Annotated in this window: 19 protein-coding genes; 7 read left to right on the top strand and 12 right to left on the bottom strand. The window is 68.9% G+C overall.

Annotation, left to right across the window (positions count from 1 at the left end; translation table 11 throughout):
* Nucleotides 1–124 precede the first annotated feature (124 nt).
* Nucleotides 125–1,192, bottom strand: a complete 1,068-nt coding sequence (locus tag AB0F17_RS09965) for a polyprenyl synthetase family protein (RefSeq protein WP_358019157.1) — start codon at nucleotides 1,190–1,192, stop codon at nucleotides 125–127.
* Nucleotides 1,193–1,265: 73 nt separating this feature from the next.
* Here AB0F17_RS09965 and metF point away from each other — a divergent pair, with 73 nt between their 5' ends.
* Both metF and AB0F17_RS09955 read left to right on the top strand, forming a co-directional pair.
* The gene (gene metF / locus AB0F17_RS09960) at nucleotides 1,266–2,189 is read left to right on the top strand and encodes a methylenetetrahydrofolate reductase [NAD(P)H] (protein WP_214637748.1); all 924 of its coding nucleotides are present in this window, start codon (nucleotides 1,266–1,268) and stop codon (nucleotides 2,187–2,189) included.
* A gap of 232 nt (nucleotides 2,190–2,421) precedes the next feature.
* Complete coding sequence (locus tag AB0F17_RS09955; protein ID WP_358019154.1) at nucleotides 2,422–3,192, top strand: hypothetical protein; 771 nt, start codon at nucleotides 2,422–2,424, stop codon at nucleotides 3,190–3,192.
* 16 nt (nucleotides 3,193–3,208) lie between these two features.
* Here AB0F17_RS09955 and AB0F17_RS09950 read toward each other — a convergent pair whose 3' ends face one another.
* The 4 genes from AB0F17_RS09950 to AB0F17_RS09935 form a co-directional block, all read right to left on the bottom strand.
* Nucleotides 3,209–3,652 (bottom strand): hypothetical protein, encoded by a 444-nt coding sequence (locus AB0F17_RS09950; protein ID WP_358019151.1) that lies wholly within the window; start codon nucleotides 3,650–3,652, stop codon nucleotides 3,209–3,211.
* A 194-nt stretch (nucleotides 3,653–3,846) separates the two neighbouring features.
* Nucleotides 3,847–4,353 carry a hypothetical protein gene (locus tag AB0F17_RS09945; protein WP_358019148.1) on the bottom strand — a complete coding sequence of 169 codons (507 nt, stop codon included), beginning with the start codon at nucleotides 4,351–4,353 and terminating at the stop codon, nucleotides 3,847–3,849.
* A 219-nt stretch (nucleotides 4,354–4,572) separates the two neighbouring features.
* Nucleotides 4,573–5,310 carry a GNAT family N-acetyltransferase gene (locus AB0F17_RS09940; RefSeq protein WP_358019145.1) on the bottom strand — a complete coding sequence of 246 codons (738 nt, stop codon included), beginning with the start codon at nucleotides 5,308–5,310 and terminating at the stop codon, nucleotides 4,573–4,575.
* Between the two features lie 10 nt (nucleotides 5,311–5,320).
* A complete protein-coding gene (locus tag AB0F17_RS09935) occupies nucleotides 5,321–5,797 on the bottom strand; it encodes a YbaK/EbsC family protein (RefSeq protein ID WP_358019142.1) in 477 nt (158 codons plus the stop codon).
* A 134-nt stretch (nucleotides 5,798–5,931) separates the two neighbouring features.
* On the opposite strand from AB0F17_RS09935, the gene AB0F17_RS09930 reads away from it, so the two are divergent.
* The gene (locus AB0F17_RS09930) at nucleotides 5,932–6,756 is read left to right on the top strand and encodes a L,D-transpeptidase family protein (RefSeq protein ID WP_358019139.1); all 825 of its coding nucleotides are present in this window, start codon (nucleotides 5,932–5,934) and stop codon (nucleotides 6,754–6,756) included.
* Nucleotides 6,757–7,001: 245 nt separating this feature from the next.
* Nucleotides 7,002–8,150: a methyltransferase domain-containing protein gene (locus AB0F17_RS09925; protein WP_358019136.1), complete on the top strand. Its 1,149-nt coding sequence runs from the start codon at nucleotides 7,002–7,004 to the stop codon at nucleotides 8,148–8,150.
* Between the two features lie 61 nt (nucleotides 8,151–8,211).
* On the opposite strand, the gene AB0F17_RS09920 is transcribed toward AB0F17_RS09925, so the two are convergent.
* The gene (locus tag AB0F17_RS09920) at nucleotides 8,212–8,925 is read right to left on the bottom strand and encodes a response regulator transcription factor (protein WP_358019133.1); all 714 of its coding nucleotides are present in this window, start codon (nucleotides 8,923–8,925) and stop codon (nucleotides 8,212–8,214) included.
* Nucleotides 8,910–10,271 carry a histidine kinase gene (locus AB0F17_RS09915; protein WP_358019130.1) on the bottom strand — a complete coding sequence of 454 codons (1,362 nt, stop codon included), beginning with the start codon at nucleotides 10,269–10,271 and terminating at the stop codon, nucleotides 8,910–8,912. Before AB0F17_RS09915 ends, AB0F17_RS09920 begins: the two co-directional genes overlap by 16 nt.
* 238 nt (nucleotides 10,272–10,509) lie before the next feature.
* Between AB0F17_RS09915 and AB0F17_RS09910 the strand changes: the two genes are divergently transcribed.
* From AB0F17_RS09910 to AB0F17_RS09900, 3 genes are all read left to right on the top strand, one after another.
* The gene (locus AB0F17_RS09910; protein ID WP_358019127.1) at nucleotides 10,510–11,784 is read left to right on the top strand and encodes an alpha/beta hydrolase; all 1,275 of its coding nucleotides are present in this window, start codon (nucleotides 10,510–10,512) and stop codon (nucleotides 11,782–11,784) included.
* A gap of 191 nt (nucleotides 11,785–11,975) precedes the next feature.
* Nucleotides 11,976–14,330 carry a penicillin acylase family protein gene (locus AB0F17_RS09905; RefSeq protein ID WP_358019124.1) on the top strand — a complete coding sequence of 785 codons (2,355 nt, stop codon included), beginning with the start codon at nucleotides 11,976–11,978 and terminating at the stop codon, nucleotides 14,328–14,330.
* An 11-nt stretch (nucleotides 14,331–14,341) separates the two neighbouring features.
* Nucleotides 14,342–14,929 (top strand): class I SAM-dependent methyltransferase, encoded by a 588-nt coding sequence (locus tag AB0F17_RS09900; protein WP_358019121.1) that lies wholly within the window; start codon nucleotides 14,342–14,344, stop codon nucleotides 14,927–14,929.
* On the opposite strand, the gene AB0F17_RS09895 is transcribed toward AB0F17_RS09900, so the two are convergent.
* From AB0F17_RS09895 to AB0F17_RS09875, 5 genes are read right to left on the bottom strand one after another with little or no spacing between them, the layout of a single operon-like run.
* Entirely contained in the window at nucleotides 14,832–15,809 is a 978-nt protein-coding gene (locus AB0F17_RS09895; protein WP_358019118.1) for an aldo/keto reductase, read from the bottom strand. The genes AB0F17_RS09900 and AB0F17_RS09895 overlap by 98 nt on opposite strands.
* 9 nt (nucleotides 15,810–15,818) lie before the next feature.
* Nucleotides 15,819–16,802, bottom strand: a complete 984-nt coding sequence (locus AB0F17_RS09890; protein ID WP_358019115.1) for an aldo/keto reductase — start codon at nucleotides 16,800–16,802, stop codon at nucleotides 15,819–15,821.
* 3 nt (nucleotides 16,803–16,805) lie between these two features.
* A complete protein-coding gene (locus AB0F17_RS09885; protein ID WP_358019113.1) occupies nucleotides 16,806–17,708 on the bottom strand; it encodes a carbohydrate ABC transporter permease in 903 nt (300 codons plus the stop codon).
* Nucleotides 17,709–17,717: 9 nt separating this feature from the next.
* Entirely contained in the window at nucleotides 17,718–18,617 is a 900-nt protein-coding gene (locus tag AB0F17_RS09880; RefSeq protein ID WP_358019111.1) for a sugar ABC transporter permease, read from the bottom strand.
* Nucleotides 18,614–20,035, bottom strand: coding sequence for a sugar ABC transporter substrate-binding protein (locus AB0F17_RS09875; RefSeq protein ID WP_358019108.1), 1,422 nt, complete (start codon nucleotides 20,033–20,035; stop codon nucleotides 18,614–18,616). Before AB0F17_RS09875 ends, AB0F17_RS09880 begins: the two co-directional genes overlap by 4 nt.
* Nucleotides 20,036–20,259: the final 224 nt, after the last annotated feature.

Below are 20,259 nucleotides of genomic sequence, written 5' to 3'. Positions count from 1 at the left end.
CGGGCGTGCGGTGCTTTGTCCGTGAGGTGCTTCCGCGCGCCCGTTGTCCGCTCGGCGCGGTGTGTTTCCGCGACACGCGTGCCATCGAGTGCCCGGACTCGCGTCGCGCGTGCGGCCGCCGGGCTCAGGTGGTGCGTGAGGTGGCGGCCACCGCCAGGCTCGACAGGGCCGCGCGGGCTTCTGGCGTGATGGGCGCCTTGCCGAGGAACGTCAGTGCCTCGCCGAGGTAGTCGCCGATCATGTCCTCACACGCCCGCAGCGCCCCGGTGCCCTCGATGATCCCCCGCAGCACGTTCACCCCGTGCTCGTCGAGCCCCGGGTCGCCGAGCAGGGCACGCACCGTCTCGGCGTCGCCGGGCGAGGCCGCGGCCAGCGTCCTGGCGACCAGCATCGTCCGCTTGCCCTCGCGCAGGTCGTCGCCCGCCGGTTTGCCGGTCTGCGCCGGGTCACCGAACACGCCCAGGATGTCGTCGCGCAACTGGAACGCGATGCCGACACGCCGGCCGTACTCCATGCAGAGCTCGTCCATCCACGGCGCCAGCCCGCCGGCGGCGAGCACCAGGCCGAGGCGGAGCGGTTGTTCGACGGAGTATTTGCCGCTCTTGTAGAGGGCGACGCGCAGGGCGGACTCGAAGGTGTTCTCGCCGTGCGCCTGCTCCAGCAGATCGAGGTATTGACCGCACATCAGCTCGGTACGCATGTGGTCGTGCACCGGCTGCGCCGCCGCGAGCGACTCGGGCGGCAGGCCGCTGCTGCGCCACATCTCGCCGGACCAGATCAGCAGCAGGTTGCCCAGCAGGATCGCCGCGCCCTCGCCGAACTGCTGCGCCGAGCCGTGCCAGGCCGACTTCTCGTGGATCGCCTCGAAGCGGCGGTGCGCGGACGGCATGCCCCTGCGCAGGTCGCTCTTGTCCATCACGTCGTCGTGCACCAGGGCGCTGGCCTGGAGGAGCTCCAGCGACGCGGCGGCGGTGAAGATCTCGGGCACGTCGGTGCCGCCCGCGCCACGCCAGCCCCAGTAACAGAAGGCCGGGCGCAGCCGCTTGCCGCCGGACAGCAGGTCGTCGGCGGCCGCGCGGAGCGGTTCGAGTTCGGTGTCGCCGGGGGCGGGTAGCTGCCGTTCGACGAACTTCCGCAGCGCGGCGTCGACCTCGGTACGCAGTGCGTCCAGGCTCGCGGCGTCAGTGGTCATAGCACTGAGACTAGTGGCCGGGCGGTCAAGGCGGATCTCCAGGGACGGGGCATGTGGCGGTAGCCTGGTTCACATGGCGCTTGGTCGATCCTCCATCCTGCCCGATCGTGTCCCCACCGTCCGCGAGCTTCTCGCCTCCGGTGCACGGTCGTTCTCCTTCGAGTTCTTCCCGCCGAAGACCGACGAGGGGGAGCGGCAGCTGTGGCGGGCGATCAGGGAGTTGGAGTCGCTGCGGCCGACGTTCGTGTCCGTGACGTACGGCGCGGGCGGCTCCAGCCGTGACCGCACGGTGGACATCGTCGAACGGCTGGCCCACGACACCACGCTCACTCCTGTGGCGCATTTCACCGCCGTCAACCACTCGATCCGCGAGCTGCGCCACCTGATCGGCCGCTTCGCGGACGCGGGTGTGCGCAACATCCTCGCCGTGCGGGGCGACCCTCCGGGTGACCCGACGGGCGAGTGGGTCCAGCATCCTGAGGGCGTCCTCTACGCCGAGGAGCTCGTGCGGCTGATCCGGCAGGTGGGCGACTTCTGCGTGGGCGTGGCGGCGTTCCCGTACAAACACCCGCGCTCGCCGTCGATCGAGTCCGACACCGACTTCTTCGTCCGCAAGTGCCGGGCCGGGGCCGACTACGCGATCACCCAGATGTTCTTCCAGGCCGACGACTACCTGCGGCTGCGCGACCGGGTGGCGGCGCAGGGCTGCGACACGCCGATCATCCCGTGCATCATGCCGGTCACCCAGATGAGCACGATCGCCAGGTCGGAGCAGCTGTCGGGGGCGCCGTTCCCGGCCGAGCTGGCGGCCCGCTTCGAGGAGGTGGCCGACGACCCGGCGGCCGTGCGGCGGCTGGGGATCGATCACGGGGTGGAGCTCTGCCAGCGGCTGCTCAACGAGGGCGCGCCGGGCATCCACTTCATCACCTTCAACCGGTCGAGCGCGACGCGAGAGGTGTTCGAGCGGCTCTCGGTGGTCGAAGCGCTGTCCGCCTGACGCGGATCCGACCGTCCGTACTGGTGACAGGCGGTTTTTTGTACGGCAGAGCACGGTGGGCCCCATCCGCCGACCGTGGCTGAGGCCTGTCCAGGGGAACGGTCACGGGGTTCCCCGGCTTGGCGCCGTTACGTGCGGGCTGTTGGCCGTCCACTCACCTGGCGGAGGCTGCGGGGATGTCGGGGGCGGCGTCTAGAGTGACGCCCACCTTGACGCGTCGATGGGAGCCGTGATGACCGCTACACCCCGGGATGCCTGGGACGACACCCTGGCCCGCGCCTTCGCTGTCCTGCTCGGCAAGCCGGTGGACGAGTACGACCCGAACGCCTCCTACGGCGTCTACTACTGCTGCGACGATCTATCGCTCGAGCTGTTCAAGAAGGGGTTCGACATCGGCCCGGTGGTCCGGGGAGAGCTCGTCCGGGCGCCGTTTCCCACTATTCCGATTTTGGGCGAGCTGCTGGAGGGCTGGGACGAGATCGCGCCTCACTGGACCATCGACCTGGGCCGCTCGCTCTTCTATGGCGAGGACTCCGGGCACGGCATCGACGGCCTGGAGGGCGGGCTGCCGGGCGCGGAGCTGGGGCGCATCCTCGTCGAGCGTGGCATGAAACCGGCGGACCTGAAACAGGCCTACATGACGGTCATGCTCCGCGCGCACACCGACGGCTCACTGATGGACGCGATGCGGGTCGCCACCGGCACCCTGCGCGGTCCCGACCACCTCTTCCCGCTGGAGCCGGCGTACGGGGTGGACCCCCGCTGGGACGGCCCGCTGTCCTCCATCGCCCATCCCGGGCTGAGTGCGCATCTGCGGAACCTGTGCCGAGATGAGGACACCGCCCGCGCCGATGGCGCGTTCTACTTCGGGTCCGATGCCGGCTGGACAGATGACGCTCTCCCCTACCCGGTGGTCGCGGGATGGCGGTTCGGGGAGGCGCAAGCCTGGTCCGCGGTGGTGCGGCTGCCCGGCAGCGGCGGGACGCCGACGGCGTCCCGCTAGGACAGGCGCGGGCCGGTCAGTCGATCCGCTGGCAGATCTCCACCGGCAGCTGGGGAGACCACGTCTTGGTGGCCTCGTCGTACCCGCGAGCGTAGCCGTTCTTGAACCCGGAGCAGGGAGCGGCGATCGTCGTCTCCACATAGATGGCCCCGCCGGGAGTGATGGGGTGCGGCCGGGCGGTCTCCCACCTGGCGAACGCCACCCGGCCGGTGGTGAACTTGACGACCAGGTAGACACGGCGGTTGACGGTGAAATTGCCGCCGGCGACCTTGAGATGGCCGTTGAAGGTGTAGGTGAACAGGAAGGGCTGGGCCTGCCGGAGACCGTCGAAGGTCGCGCTGGTGATGCCCGCGGTGGATGCGGTCGACGCGTTCGCGGCGGCGCTGAGGGCTGGGACGCCCAGGGCGACGAGGCCGGCGGCGGCGGTGACTCCGAGCAGGCTGCGGATGGTGCGGTTCATCGGGATCTCCTAGGTGATGGCGTGAACCGTGCGGGCCCGTTGAAGGCTTGCGTCACCATTGATGCGCGGGTCGCCTGAAACGTGCTTACAGCGGGCTTACATCCGCATGCAGACCGCTATCGGTTGCCTGAACGTGACCGCTCCCGGCCACGGCCGAACGCCGCGCCCGCGACGGGTTCCGCCACGCCGCCGGCCTAGTCGAAGTACTGCCAGATGCTGAACCTACGCACGTAGAGGGGGATGGCGTCCCGGCCGATCACCCGAGTCCGGCTGATGCGGGTCTTCTTGTTCATCGTGACCTTGACGCACTTCAGGAGCGCCTTGTGCCACCCCGGCAGGGCGTAGTAGGAGATGGACACGCCACGGTGCCCCAGGCCCCGGTCGGAGAATCCCATCCCCACCTCCCGGTAGACACGTCTCGACCCCTTCAACTGGAACGCGGTGGAGCCGATGATCGCGTGATTGGCCTTCTTGGGGCAGTGCACGAATACCCGGACGTGGCTGGCCTGGCGGGGATGCGAAGGGAGGATGCGGAGTGACGGGACCTTCTTCAGCGCCTTGGGAATGGGGCCCTTGTCGTCTGAGGAGGGTGGCGACGTCGTGGCCCCTGCTGTGGCGGTAGGCGTGGTGACCTGCTCGGCCGGGGTGCCTGGGCCCACCATGAGGGTGGCGGCCACTCCGATCTGGGCGACGAGACGCATGTGTTCCTCCTGCCGGACGCCCGGGCGGCGGCATGCTCGCCGAGTGGCGTGTCACGGGTGTCGGTGAAGGGGGACGTGCTCGGGATGACCCGGACGAAGGGCTCGAGTATCCCGCCTGACCAGGCTGATCATCTCAATTATGTCGATCGTGTCGCGGACGGCCGGGAGCCGCGCTGGTAGGTACCGCTGTTCTTGGACGGTCGGGCTGATGCGCATGGATCAGGTCAGAGGGAGGCGTCTGCCCAAGATCGCGTACTGCTCGTAACCGCCGGGGAACAGGAACGGGCTCAGCAGGTCGGTGAAGCCCATGCTGGCGTACAGGTGGCGGGCCATGGTGGGGCGGTCATGCGTGGACAGGACCGCCGAACGCTCAGGGCGGCCGGCGCACAGGGTGGTGATCATGGCCCGGCCGATGCCCTTGCCCTGGTAGTCGGGGTGCATGTGGATCTCGGCCAGTTCGAACGCGTTGCCCAGCCAGGCTTCGGCGGCCTCCCTGCCCGCGCGGCTCTCCAGCGCGCGGAACACGACGTCGTGCCACCACTGGCCCGGGGCGCCCCGGAAGCCGTAGGCGAAGCCGACGATCTTCGGGCTGGACGCGCCGCCGGGGTGTCGCGTTCCGGCGGCGTTCCACGCGGTGTTCGGCTCCGCGGCCGGCACGCTGCTCGATGAGGCGTCCGGCATCGAGGCCGTGAACCACCGTCTGCGTTCACTCAGCGTCGGAACCCCGCCCGGGGCCGGAACCTCGGCGAAGGCCGAAGGCGAGTCCGGAGTCTCCGGGCCCCCGCGCAATTCAGCGAAGTAGCACTGGAAGTAGGGATATGTGCCGTGATTTCGCATGATGGCCTTGCGGCCGGTGATCTGGTCCGTGGGCGGGCGCATGGCGGCGGTATAGATGTCGATCACCGAGTCCAGGCGTTCGGTGAACTCCGCTTGACCCGCCCCGCGAAACTCGATCACGCGTCGCACACTACTCGACGTCGACGGGGGTGCCACCGGTGATACGCACCAGCTCATCGAATGTGGTGGGAAAGACGGTGAGCGGGTGCCCGCCCGCCGCCCATACGACCTCGTGCTTGTCCAGCCAGTTGTCCACCAGGGTCCGCACCGGGGCCGGATGCCCCACGGGCGCGACGCCGCCGATCGGCTGGCCCGTCGCCGCCCTGACGAACTCCGGTGTCGCCCGCCGTACTTTCTGAACCCCCGCCGTGCGGGCGATCAACTCGACGTCGACGCGGTGCGCACCGCTGGTCAGCACGAGGAGCGGCGCGCCGTCCGCGTCGAAGATGAGGCTGTTGGCGATGGCGCCGACCTCGCAGCCGACCTGCGCGGCGGCGGTGGCCGCAGTGGGAGCCTTCTCCGGCAAGACGATGATCTCTCCCTCGGCGCCCAGCGCGCGGAGGGCGGTTTCCACCAGAACGGCGTTAGCCGGCAACTTCTCAGACATGGGCACACTCTAAACAGATTGACCATTGCATTACCTGGACATGGTGGTGGTGTAAGGTCCTTTGATTCGAATGTTCATGGTATGAGAGGTGGTACGGGGTGGGGGACCGACGGCTGCCCGGCGTGGCTGCTCTCTTGACGGTTGGTGCAGTACTCCTGACGGGGTGCGGTACGTCCGCAACCCAGGTGCGGCTGGCCGCCGCGCCCGCCATCACTTCCATCACGACAACGCCCACGGCGGCCACGCCCAGTGCGGCTACACCCACCGCGGTCACGCCCAGTGCGACGCCTCCCACGGCGGCCGCCGAGGCGGGACCAAGTGCGGTCGCCGCGCCGAAGAAGCAGCTCAAGCTGGGTGCCAAGGGCGAAGCGGTCATGTGGCTGCAGAGCCGGCTCAGAGGGCTCGGTTACCGCCCGGGCAAGGCCGACGGCCGCTACGGCGGATCGACGCTGACGGCCGTGTGGGCGTTCCAGAAGGTCAACGGCATCAGGCCGACCAGCACGATCGCCAAGCGCACGTGGACCGCGCTGGAGAACCCCAGGACCCCCAAGGTCCTGGTCAAGAACGGCCAGCCGACCCGCGCCGAGGTCAACCTGACCAAGCAGATCATGGTCCTTTACGTCGGCGGCCAGGTGAAGCTGATCACCCACATCTCGTCCGGCAGCGGCGTCCCCTACTGCGAGACGGCGACGTGGCAGGGCAAGACCCAGCGCTTCTGCGGCTCGGCCACGACGCCCACGGGCGACTTCAAGACCACGTGGCGCGCGACGGGCTGGCACCGGTCGTACCTGGGCCAGCTGTACAACCCGATCTTCTTCAACGGCGGCATCGCGTTCCACGGCGCGCTGTCGGTGCCGCTGTACCCGGCGTCTCACGGGTGCGTGCGGATGCCGATGAACGTGGCGGTCGAGCTGCCCGGTCTGCTCGGCAAGGGCGTACCGGTGCACGTGCGACGCTAGCTCCGCCGACGACAGGTCCGTGAGCTTCGGGAGGTTCTCGTCCCGGAGTTCGCGGACCTTTCGGCATCCTGGGGCTCGCCGACGAACGAACGTCCGGGTCAGACGGCCGAGGCTTGTTCGGTGGCGAGCCGCTGACGCGTAGTCGGCGCCGCGGGATCGCTCAACAATACTGATGTGCTCTCACAGATCGTGCTCTCATCTACCGTGAGCGTATTGATGGGCCGCTTTGAGCGGAGGCCCTATCAGTGACCTGGCACGAACATGCCGCTCGGCTCGCCGCCGACGTGACTCCGCGTGGGTCACGCTGGCGCGAGCCCGTTGCGACCATCGCCCGCCACCTGTTCCTTCCCCGGTGGTGGGACACCCCGGCCGGCGCCTCGTTCGGCCGGTGGGAACTACGCGATGGGCTCGCTGACGAGCAGGAGTGGCTGGCGGCGAGTTACCGTGATGAGAGCTTGATCACGCAGGTGGCGGGGGTTCACGCCGATCACGCCAGCCTCGGACAGGTCCTCACCGGGCGGCCGACCTCCAGCTCTACACTGCCTGGTCTGGTTGTTCGTATGCTGCGGCACGGGGAGATCTACGACGGCGCGGACGTGCTCGACCTGGCTACGGGCTCGGGCTACAGTGCCGCGCTGCTGTCTCGGTTGCTGGGCGACGCGCACGTCACCAGCATCGACGTAGACCCCTATCTGACAGCGGCCGCCGCAGAGCGGCTCGACCGCGTCGGTCTGCACCCCAAGGTCGTCACCTGCGATGGGAATGGCCCGCTGCCCGGCCGGTACGACCGGATCGTGTCGATGGTCGCGGTACGGCCGATTCCCACGAGCTGGCTGGAAGCGCTGCGCCCCGGAGGACGGCTGGTCACCTGCATCGCCAACACCTCGCTGATCGTCACGGCGAACAAGACCGACGACGGTTGGGCGCGAGGACAGATCGAGCGTGATTGGGCGATGTTCATGCCCACCCGTTCGGGCAGCGGAGCATACGTGTCGCGGCTTGCCGAGATGTACGAGGCGATCCGCGACCAGTCCGGCGAGGACGTCAGGCAGGGGCGGTATCCCGTCGTCGACGCCGGAGCCGGGTGGGAGCTGCGGTCGATGCTGGAGGTCACGGCGCCGGGGATCGAGGACCGATACGAAGAGGGCGAGGACGGCCGCCGGACAGCCTGGCTCCTGCACGAAGACGGGTCGTGGGCTCGAGCCAGCGCGCAGGGGATGGACTGTCCGACCGTGCACCAGGCGGGGCCTCGCAGGTTGTGGGACATCTTCGACGATATCCGGTTCCATTGGCTGGCCAACGGGTCACTGCCGTTGTACGGCGCTCGCGTCTCCATCACGCCCAACGGGGTCATTCGCGTATGGCGGGGCACCTGGAAGGGCGTTATTCGCTGACCGGCCTCGTCGAAGTGGTGCGCGGGGCGGGAAGTTCGATTCCCACGGAAAGGCGTTCCTGTCATCTGATGGTGGGGCTCCCTGGTGGTCGGTCGGTGGGTGAGCCTGGGGTGATCAACCCGGTCTCGTACGCGAGCACGACTGCCTGGACCCGGTCCCTGAGGCCGAGCTTGGACAGGATGCGCGCGACGTGGGTCTTCACCGTCGTCGGGCTGAGGCTCAGTCGTTCGGCGAGTTCGGCGTTGCTCAGCCCGGTGGCCAGCAGGCGCAACACCTCCAGTTCCCGGGGCGTCAGCCCCGACAGATCGCGGTGGACGGCCGCCCTGGCCTCGTCGCGGCGGGCGAACCGCTCGACCAGGCGACGGGTGATCGACGGGGCGAGCAGGGCGTCGCCCGCGCGGACCAGGCGGACCGCGGCCACCAGGTGCTCGGGCGTGACGTCCTTGAGCAGGAACGCGCTGGCCCCCATGGTGAGCGCGGCGTAGACATAGTGATCGAGGTCGTAGGTGGTCAGGATGAGGACGCGGGTCTCGTCCGTGGCGCTCGCCGTGATCTGCCGGGTGGCTTCGAGGCCGTCCATCTCCGGCATCCGGATGTCCATGAGCACGACGTCGGGCCGGGTGCGCCGGACGGCGGCGACGGCTTCGGCGCCGTTGGCCGCCTCGGCCGCCACCTCGATGCCGTCGGCGGCGAGGATCATCCCGAACCCGCTGCGTACCAGCGCCTGGTCGTCGGCGATGACCACGCGCAGTGGCCGGTTCACGTGCTGGTCCATGGAACCCTCGCCTTGATCTGGTAGCCGCCGCCGCTCCTTGGCCCCGCCCGCAGGGTGCCGCCGTAGAGCGCGAGCCGCTCGCGTAGCCCGATCAGGCCCCTGCCCTGCCCGCCGCCGCCGGCGCTGGTGACCTCGGCCGCCTGCCGACCACCGGTGTCGGTGATCTCGATCTCCAGCCAGTCGCCGCTGTGGCCGATCGTGACGGACGCCGCGGCGCCGGCCGCGTGCTTGATCGTGTTGGTCAAGGCCTCCTGCACGACGCGGTACGCGGCCAGGTCCACCCCCGGCGGCAGCGGGCCGGGCGGTGGAGAGATCTCGACGCTGACCGGCACTCCGGCTTCGCGAACCCGTTTGATCAAGGAGTCGAGCTGGTCGAGTCCCGGTTGTGGTTCGAGCCCGTCGGCGCTGCCTGCCGCCCGCGCGCTCTCCGGACCGGCGAGCAGGCCCATGACGTGGCGTAGTTCGGCCATGGCGGCCCGGCCACTGGCTTCGACCGCCAGCATGGCCTGCTTCGACTGGGCCGGGGCCGTGTCCATGACCTTGCGCGCCGCTCCGGCCTGGATCACCATCACGTTCACATTGTGGGTGACGACGTCGTGGAGTTCGCCGGCGATCCGGGAGCGCTCCACCTCGACGGCCCGGCGCATGGCCTCCTCCTGAGCCTGCTGCAGTGCGGCGAACCGGCGGCGGCCGGCGTCGAGCTGTTGCCTCCAGAACCGGCCGAAACTCGCGGCGACTCCAGCGCTCAGCAGGACCACGAACGGCCCCAGCCAGCTCGGCAACGGCGGTACGGAGTCCTGGAAGGCCGCGCCGGCCAGGACGGTCGCGAGGACGAGGCCGCCCACCGCCAGCGCCCGGTGACGGCTGTGGGCCACGGCGCCATAGGCGGCGATGGCGAACGTCAGCACGGTGATCCAGGTCGCGTCGTCGGAGGTGGCCAACGCCGCGGCCAGCACCACCCAGAAGGTGATCAGCGGATACAGCCGCCGTACCGCCAGCGGCAACGCGGTCAGAACCACCAGGAGCGGAAGCGGGCCCGAACCGTCCGAGTCGGCGGCGGCGGGATTGACCAGCCGTACCAGGCTGTCGGGCCGGACATCGCGGCTTCGTGGCTGAGGAGTGGGCCGCAGTCGCAAGGGCTCCATCATGGAGTGCTGCCGCACGTCGACGCGGCCGAGACCACCGTCTGTCATGCTCGCCGTCGCGGCCACCGCGACCACCGTCAGGACGATCGCGAGCAGCAGGTCGGCGAGGAGGGCCCGGCGCGAGGGCCGGGCGGGTTCCTGCTCAGGGCGCAGCGCATCCAGCCCAAGCTGCCACCATCCACGTCGTTCGCTCACTGTCACTGATGCATTGTCCCGACGGCACGGTACGTCCCGCGTCAGCCTCGGTGACCGGGCCCGACGTCCCCCAGGAGTACATCGCAGGGATGACACGGCCCGCGGTCGTCCTCAAGAAGGGGCCGATATCGGCAGGACAGACGACGCGGGCGAATCTCCTGCGCGCATAGCTTGCTTGCTGCCATCGGCCGCCCGTGGAGAACTCCATCGAGGCGGCCGCTCCGATCAGGAAGGACGACAGCTCATGGGTCATGTGATCGCGCGGAGAGCAACGCGCCGAGGTGCCACCGCCGTCGCGGCTCTGCTCGCCTTCGTGGCCGCCACCTCCTGCGCCTCCGCGTCCGCAGCCGGGCAAGTCCGGTCCGGCACTCCCTCGCGCACGCCGTCGCCCACCTCCGCCGAACCCACCTCCACCAGGCCCGCCTCCGCCGGTCTGGCATCCCTCCGCAGCGGCACGCCGCACCTCCCCGAACCGACCGGCTCCCAGCCGGTCGGCACCACGTCCCTGTACCTCAAGGACACCTCCCGCGCCGACCCCTGGGTGCCCAGCGTGAAGGCGAGGGAGCTCATGGTCTCCCTGTGGTACCCGGCGAAATCCCGTGGCGGGAAGACGGCTCCGTACATGACCCCCAAGGAATCAGAGCTTCTCATGAAGGACGGTGAAATAACCGATCTGCCGCTCGACCTGCTCAGCAAGACGCGGACCAACGCGACCACCGACGCGAAACCCGCGGGTCATCGGCGCAGCCTGCCGCTGGTGGTGCTCTCCACCGGCTTCACCGAGCCCCGGAGCTCGCTCACCGCACTGGCCGAGGACCTGGCGAGCAGAGGGTACGCGGTGGTCTCCATCGGCCACACGTACGAGACCGCGACGAGTTTCCCCGGCGGACGGATCACCACCTGTGTGGCATGCGAGGTCAAGGAGAAGAACCAGACATTCTGGGACAAGGTTGGAGCGACCAGGGCGGCCGACGTCTCCTTCGTGCTGGACGAACTGACGCGCGCGCACTCCCCATGGAAGAGCGCCGGGCTGATCGACCCCACCAGGATCGCGATGGCCGGTCACTCGGCGGGCGGCGCGAGCGCCGTGGGCGCCATGCTCAAGGACCCGAGGGTACGCGCCGGGATCGACATCGACGGCACCGCGTTCGTCCCGGTTCCGGAGAGCGGGTTGTCGCGGCCGTTCCTCTTCCTGGGCACGCAGGCGAAACACAGCCCGGGTGGACAGGACGTCTCGTGGGACGGCGTCTGGCGGAACCTGACGGGATGGAAGCGCTGGCTCGTGGTGGCGGGGGCGGAGCACGTCTCGTTCACCGACATCGCCGTGCTGGGCGAACAGATCGGCATCTACCGGAACACCGACCTGCCCCCGGCCCGTTCCATGGAGATCACCCGCACGTACGTGGCGGCGTTCTTCGACCTGCACCTGCGCGCGAAGCCGCAGCCGCTGCTCAACGAGCGGTCGCCGCGTTTCCCCGCGGTCAAGCTGTGTGACGTCGAGCAGAAGACGTGCGCGTAGCACCCCTACCCACCCCCTATATGTGAGGTGCGGAGGGGGGTCATGGGGTTTTTCCGCCGCCGCGCCCCCTAAATGTCCAGAATTCGCTGGCCGAAATCACCGCAGGCGTCCTGTCATGGAAGTCGGCGAGGGGGCAGGCCGCCGTCCCGGTGCTCACACCCCCGCACGGGTTGAACGAGAGGTGCTGTGCCATGCGGAGACGCCTGCGTGCCGGAATGGCGCTGGTCGCCGGACTCGTGCTGAGCCTGACGGCGCCGTCTGTCGCGGCGCAGTCACGGCAGGCTACGGAGCAGTACGTTCCGGGGCTCAGGCAGCCGGTCGAGCTGGTGGTGGACCAGTGGGGCGTTCCGCACATCTACGCGCAGAACACCGATGACCTCTTCCTCGCCCAGGGATTCAACGCCGCCAGGGACCGGCTGTTCCAGATCGACCTCTGGCGGCGGCGCGGCCTGGGCGAACTGTCCGGGGTATTCGGTTCCACCTATGTGGAGCAGGACAAAGCGACGAGGATGTTCCTGTATCGCGGAGACATGGACCGGGAATGGTCGAGCTACGGCCCCGGAGCGAAACAGGCCGCGACCCGTTTCACCGACGGCATCAACGCCTACGTACGGTGGCTCGCGCGGAATCCGGAGGGTATGCCGCCTGAGTTCCGGCAGCTCGGGTACGCGCCCGCGCTCTGGCGGCCGGAGGACGTGGTGCGGATCAGAAGCCACGGCATCTCCAAGAACGTCTTCAGCGAGGTCCTCCGATCGCTGCTCGTCTGCGCGGGGGGAATCGAGGCCGCCGGATCCCTGTGGCGCCTGGAACCCGAACGGACCGTCGCCCTGCCCCAAGGGCTCGACCCCTGTGACGTGCCCGTTGACGTGCTGCGGACGTACGACCTGGCCACGCGGGGCGTGGTCGTCGAGAACGGCACGTTACGCCTGGCCCCCGCCGACCCCGCGGGGGCCGAAGGCAGCAACGCCTGGGCCATCTCGCCGGGCCGGTCCACCACGGGCCGCCCCATCCTGGCCAGTGACCCGCACCGGTCGCTGACCGCGCCCTCTCTGCGTTACCTGGCCCATCTGTCGGCGCCCGGGCTCGATGTCATCGGGGCCGGTGAACCCGCGCTGCCGGGGATCTCGATAGGGCACAACGGCACCGTCGCGTTCGGCCTGACCATCTTCGGCACCGATCAGGAAGACCTCTATGTCTACCGGCTCGATCCCGATGACCCGGGCAGGTACCGGTACGGCGACGGCTGGGAGCGTTTCAGGACGACGACCGAGCAGATGCCGGTCGCGGGCGGCGCGCCGGTCGAGGTGGAGTTGCCCTTCACCAGGCACGGCCCGGTGCTCAAGATCGACCGGCAGCGCAACCTCGCGTACGCCCTGCGCACCACCTGGCTGGAGCCCGGCACGTCGCCCTACTTCGGCAGCCTGACGTACATGGGCGCCCGCGACTTCAGGGAGTTCGCCACGGCCATGAGCACCTGGGGCGGGCCGCCCGAGAACCAGGTTTACGCCGATAAATCGGGCAATATCGGTTGGGTGCCCGGCGGCCTCACTCCCAAGCGCACCGGCTACGACGGCCTGTTGCCCGTCCCGGGCGACGGCCGCTACGAATGGGACGGCTTCTACGACGGCGCCCGCCTGCCCCGCTCCTACAATCCGCGCCGGGGACTGGTCACCTCGGCGAACGAGTTCGACCTGCCCGCGAACCACCCCGTGCAGGTGGGGTTCGAGTGGGATCCCCCCTACCGCGAACAGCGGATCGACGAGGTGCTCGCGTCGAGCCCGCGCAGTTCGGTCGCGGACTCGATCCGCCTGCAGGCCGACAAGGTGTCCAAGCCCGCCCAGCGGATCGTACGCGTGCTCGCCGGCCTGACGAGCACGGATCCGGACACCGCGCGGGCGCTGGAGCTGCTCCGCTCCTATGACGGGGCGGCGGACGCGGACTCGCCGGCGGCGGCCCTGTTCGAGCCGTGGTTCTCGCGTCATCTCGTGCCGGCCTTCCGCCGCGCGGTGCTGCCGCCGGCGGTGGCGGACTTCATCCCGGTCACCGATGCCCGCCTGCTGGTCGACGCGCTGGAGAACCCGGAACGCTGGTTCGGGTCCGGTGGGACGGCCGCGCGGGACGAACTGCTGGCCACGACACTGGCCACCGCCTACCGCGAGGTCGCCGGGCGGCTCGGCGCCGACCCGCGAGTGTGGAAGTGGGGGGCGCTGCAGTACACCGAGTTCACCGGCCCCGTCGGCGCGAACGTGGGGCCCTTCCCCCGGGGCGGCTCGGCGTACACGGTGGACGCCTCCACCTACAACCCGGCCACCTACCAGCAGTCGTCCGGAGCGTCGTTCAAGATGGTGCTCGACGTCGGTCAGTGGGACAACTCCCGCGCGGTCAACGCTCCCGGCCAGTCCGGCGATCCGCGGAGCCCGCACTACCGGGATCTGGCCGAACGCTGGAGGTCGGGCGAGTACTTCCCGCTCCTGTACAGCCGCGCCCAGGTGGAACGGTACGCCGCGAGCAGGATCACGCTGCGGCCGGGTGGGCCTGGGCGATAGCTTCGCGTGTCATGTCGTTCAATCACAATGATCACTATCATCCGCTTCTGCTGAAGCAGGTTCCGGAAGGGGCCGGTACCGCCCTGGATGTGGGCTGTGGGAGCGGCCGGTTCGCTCGCCGCCTGGCCGGGCGGGGGCTCGAAGTCGACGCGATCGATTCGTCCGCGGCGGCCATCGAGGAGGCCCGCTCGATCCCGGGTTCCGTGCGGTACGAGCAGGCCGACATCGCCTTGGCCGAGCTGCCGAGCGGCCGGTACGACTTCGTCTCCTGCCTGGCGAGCATCCACCATGTGCCGTTCGAGACGGTGAGCCTGTTGCGTGGATCGCTCGCGCCCGGTGGGGTGCTGGCGATCCTCGGCTGCTACCAGGAGAGCACGCCGGTGGACTTCGCGGTGAGCTTGTGCGCGGTGCCGGTGAACGCGGTCGCGGGCCTGCTGTCGAGGACTGGTGCGAAAGAGGAAGAGATGGTGGTCGCCAAGGCGATGATGACCTTGCCGGAGATCAAGGCGGAGGCGGCGACGCTGCTGCCCGGAGCCTTGATCCGCCGTCTCCTGTTCTGGCGCTACCTGCTGGTGTACCGAGAGCCGGGCCAGGGCTGAGGGCCTGCCAGAGCGCGTCGGGTATGGGGTGGTCCAGGGCGGCCAGGTTGGTGGTGATCTGGGCTGGTTCGTGGGCGCCCATCAGGATGGAGTGGACCGCCGGGTGCTGCAGGGGAAACTGGAGGGCAGCGGCCGTCAAAGGGACGTCGTGGTCCCGGCACGCCGCGGCGATCCGCTGGACGTCCGCCGGGGCGTCCGGGGGTGGGGTGGTCAGTTGACCGCGGTGCAGGAGGCTGGCCGCGACGACGGGGATGGCCCGCTCCTGGCACAGGGGTAACAGCTCCTCGAACGCCGACCGGCGCAGGAGCGTGCACTGGTTGGCGGCGAGCAGGACGTCGGGGTCGGCGTGCTTGACGAAGTCGACGAGCATCCGCGACTGGTTCATGCCGACGCCGATCGCCCGCACCACGCCCTGGGCGCGCAGGTCCGCCAGGGCGGGGTACGCCTCGTCCAGAGCCTGCGGCCAGTGGCGGTCGGGGTCGTGGATGAGCAGGATGTCGATCCGGTCCAGGCCGAGGCGGTCCAGGGAGTCCGAGACGCTGCGCAGGACGCCGTCGCGGGTGAAGTCCCACTCGACATGGTGATCGTCGGGGACCGCGAAGATGCTCGCCTCACGTGAGCCGTTGGAGCCGGGCTTCACCAGCCGGCCGACCTTGGTCGACAGGAGGTACGCAGACCGCGGGCGGGAGCGCAGCGCCCGGCCCAGGCGCCGCTCCGCCAGGCCGAGGCCGTAGAAGGGGGCGGTGTCGAAGTAGCGGATCCCGGCCGCCCAGGCCGTGTCGATCACGGCCTGGGCCTGGGCGTCGGAGATGGGCTGGAGGTAGTTGCCCAGAGGTCCGCCGCCCAGGCCCACCCTTGGGAGGGCGGGTAAGGGAGTCACGGTGTGCTTCTACGCATCGACACCTGCCTCCTTGATGGCCCGGTCGATCTGGGCCAGTTCGTCGGTGGTGAAGTCGAGCCGGTCGACGGCCGCGACGTTCGCCGCGAGCTGCTCGGGGCTCGACGCGCCCACCAGGACCGACGTGATGCGCGGGTCTCGCAACGCCCATGCCAGCGCGAGCTGGGCCACCGTCTGCCCGCGGGCCGAGGCGAGCTCGCCCAGCGCGCGGACGAACGTCAGCACCTCGGGCGTGACCCGGTCGGCCGTGAGGAAACGGCCCTCGGCCGCCCGCGAGTCCGCCGGGATGCCGTTCAGGTAGCGGTCGGTCAGCAGGCCCTGCGCCAGCGGTGAGTACACGACGCAGCCCATGCCCTCGTGCTCCAGCACGCCCAGCAGCGACTCCTCGATGCCCCGCCGGATCATCGAATACGCCGGCTGGTGCACCACCAGCGGGGTGCCGAGGTCGCGCAGCAGCCGGGCGGCCTCCGCCGTACGTTCGGGGGAGAAGTTGGAGACCCCGACATAGAGGACGCGGCCGGTGCGCACCATGTGGTCGAGCGTGCTCACCTGCTCTTCCAGCGGCGTGGCGTCGTCGTCGCGGTGCAGGTAGAAGATGTCCACGAAGTCGAGGCCGAGCCGGTCCAGCGAGCGGTCGAGCGTGGCGAGCAGGTGCTTGCGCGAGTTGCCCTTGCCGTAGGGGCCGTCCCACATGGGGTTGCTGCCCTTGGTGGTGACGACGATCTCGTCACGGTGACCGCGCAGGTCCTGGCGGAAGATCGTGCCGAAGGTCGACTCCGCGGCCCCGAGCGGCGGGCCGTACCTGTCGGCGATGTCGAAGTGGGTGATGCCGAGGTCGAGCGCCTTGTGCAGGATCGCGCGCTGGCTGTCGAGCGGCTTGCCGCCGCCGAAGTTGTGCCACAGGCCCAGCGAGACCGCGGGGAGCAGCAGGCCGCTGCGGCCACACCTTCTGTACGGCTGACGTTCGTAATTCAAAACTTACCTTCCAGCGATTCCGGTGAGCGTGACGCCCCGGATGAACGTTTTCTGTGCCAGGAAAAAGACGATGAGTATGGGCATCATAGAGATGATCGAGACGGCCATCATCTGGTTGTACTGGGTGACGTACTGGCCGCTGAACATGCCCAGCCCCTGCGCGAGGGTGATCTTGTCCATCGACCGGAGGTAGATGGAGTTCTCCAGATACTGGTTCCAGTTCCCGACGAAGGAGAACAGGCAGATCGCCGCGATCGCCGGTCTGGCCAGCGGTAGCATGACGCTCCACAGGATGCGCAGTTCCGAGGCGCCGTCGATGCGGGCGGCGTCGATGAGCTCCTGCGGGATCGTGGTGAAGAACTGCCGCAGCAGGAAGATGTAGAGCGCCACGCCGAAGAACTCCGGCACGATCAGCGGCAGATAGGTGTCCACCCAGCCGAGCTTGGAGAACATGATGAACTTCGGCACCAGGGTGATCTCACGGGGGATCATCATGGTCGCCATCAGCGCGCCGAACATGATGGTGGCCGCCGGCGCCCGCATCCTGGCGAAGGCGTAGGCGGGCAGCACGCAGGAGATGAGGTTGCCGGCCATGGACAGCCCGGTGATCACGATGGTGTTCACCAGGAACCTCGTGAACGGCAACGAGCCCGACCAGCCCTTGACGTAATTCTCGAAGTGGAAGGAGTCAGGCAGCCACTGCGGCGGGAAGGCCAGGTTGTCCGCGTCGGACTTCAGCGAGGTCGTCAGCATCCACAGGAACGGCAGCAGGAACACCGCCGAGCTGACGAAGAGCAGGACGTAGGCGCCGGTGCGCCGGATCCGCCTGATCCGATCGGCCTGCTCCACGGTCAGGGGCGGCCCCGGCCTGGTGCGCGCGGGCCTGGCCGCGGTCTCGACGAGCATCGGCGTACCTCACTTGAACTCGTAGTGCACCCAGCGCCTGGCCAGGCTGAACTGGATCGCGGTCACGGCGATGACCAGCACGAACATCGCCCACGACAGCGTGGCCGCGTACCCCATGTCGAAGTAGACGAAGGCGTTCCGGTAGATGTAGAGGCCCAGCACCATCGTGGCGTTGCCGGGGCCGCCCTCGGTCATGACGAGGATGAGCACGTAGCTCTGCAGCGCGGCGATGAACCCGGTCACCACGTTGAAGAAGATGACCGGCGACATCATCGGCACCGTCACGCTCCAGAACCGGCGCCACCACCCGGCGCCGTCGATCTCGGCCGCCTCGTAGAGCGTCTTCGGGATGCCCTGCAGGCCGGCCAGGTAGATGACGATCGTGTTGCCCGCGCCCCACACGCTCATCAGCACGAGCCCGGGGATGGCCCATTCCTGCGAGGCCAGCCACCCGGGGCCCTGGATGCCGATCGAGGCCAGGACCTTGTTGATCAGCCCGTAGTCGGGGTGCAGGATGTTCAGCCACAGCAGCGCGGTGGCCAGGCCCGACACCACCGAGGGCAGGTACATCACGGTACGGAACAGGCCCTGGAAGCGCAGCGGCTGGTTGAGCAGCAGCGCCAGCAGGAACGTGAACGTCACGCCGAGCGTCACCGCGCCCACGCCGTACTCCACGGTGTTCCCGATCGACTCCCAGAACTCGGGGTCGTTGATCATGCGCTCGTAGTTGGCCAGGCCCACCCAGGTCGGAGACTGGAGCAGGTTCCACTTCATGAAGCTGAGCACTATCGCGGCCAGGATCGGGCCCACGCTGAAGAGCACGAACCCGATCATCCACGGCGAGGTGAACAGGTAGAAGCGCCGCGCCTCCCTGCGGGCCAGAGTGCCGCGGGCGCTCACCGCGGTCATGCGATCTTGTTCTCGCTGAGGACCGGCGTGACCTTGCCGGCCATCTCCTTCAACGCGTCGTCGACGCCGATCTTGCCGAGCTGCGCCCGCTCCCAGATCGGTATGGCGGTGTCCACGACCTTCTTGTTGGCCGGCAGCCGCAGCACGCCGTCGTCCGAGGCGTAGTCGGCCATGATCTTCTTGACCAGGTCCGCCTCCTCCGCCGGGATGCCCAGCGCCTTGGCGTTGTCCTCCCACGCGGACTGGCGGGCCGGCGCGGCGATCCGGCGGAACTTGTAGCCGGAGGCCGACAGGTACTCGTGCATGTAGATCCAGGCGGCGTCCTTGTTCGGCGCCGAGGCCGCCATCACCAGCGCGCTGCCGACGGCCGGGGTGGTGCGGCCCTGCGGCCCCTTGGGCATCTGCGTGGCGCCCCACTTGAACGCCTTCTGCTTGGACAGCTCCAGCATGACCCAGGCGCCGTTGAGGAACAGGGCCGCGTGCCCGGACTTGAACGGATCGACCTTCTCCAGCAACTGCAGCTCGGCCAGGCTCGGCACCGCCTTGTCCTTGAGCAGCAGGTCCAGCCAGCGGGCCATGACGTCCCTGGCGTTCGGCTCGGTGATCAGCACCTTTGACTCGGCCGCGTCCAGGAACCGCCCGCCGTACGGCATCAGGTACACCGAGCTCAGATCCGGCGCCGGCTTGGGCATCGGCGAGACGCCGTAGATCTTCTCCGCCCCCGACCCGCTGGTCAGCTTCTTGGCCGTCTCGAAGAGCCTGTCCCACGTCCAGCTCTCGTCCGGGTACTTCAGCCCGGCCTTGTCGAACAGGTCCTTGTTGTAGAAGAGCAGCTTGGGCGCCATGTCGGTGGGCAGCCCGTACAGCGCGCCGTCCCGCTTGAAGTAGCCGAGCCCACGCTGCGGGATGTCGTTCATGTCGAACTCGGGCGTCTTGGCGATGTAGTCGTCCAGCGGCTGCAGGACCTTGTTGGCGATGAGGTTCTGCGTCCAGGAGTAGTGGTTGTAGAGCACGTCGGGCAGCGTGCCGCCGGCGGCCTGCGCCATGTACTTGGTGAGGAACTGGTCGAACGGCGCCGACTCGCGCTTGATCTCGATGTTCGGGTGGCGCTTTTTGAAGAAGAAGTCGAACTGCGCGTTGCGTACCTCGGTGACGGCGTCCGTGGTGAAGGCCAGCGTGATCACGACCTTGGACGCCGGGTCGGGAACGTCCGTCTTCGGCCAGGTCAGCGAGTTGTTGAGCTGCTCGGCCTCCTCGAAGGGCCAGTCATCGCTGGCCGGTCGATTCGGGTCGATCACTTGAGCGCCCGACTTGACCGGGGCCGCGGCCTGCTTCGACTGACGGCTGTCGCCGCAGGCGGACAGTACGGGCGCGGTCGCCGCCGCCACCGCGAGGGCCAGCATCTGGCGACGGTTCATCTCCATGGGGGGCCTTTCAGAGGAAGGGCTCGATCACCGGCACGGCCACGTCCGGGCGCTGGACCGGGAGCCGGGCGAGAGAGATCCGATGTGTGGATCCGTCAGCATCCGGTGCGTGGGACATGGCCGTACCGTAGACCTGGTAATTAACTTCGTCAAGAATTGAATTGCAATCGGTTGCAACCTAGGCTCAGGCACGTTGTGAGGAGCTCAGCGGGCCGGTA

Source organism: Nonomuraea sp. NPDC026600, assembly GCF_040638335.1.
Lineage (GTDB): Bacteria > Actinomycetota > Actinomycetes > Streptosporangiales > Streptosporangiaceae > Nonomuraea.
The sequence above is the reverse complement of the archived record's forward strand: the minus strand, read 5'-3'. Positions and strand labels throughout refer to the sequence as shown.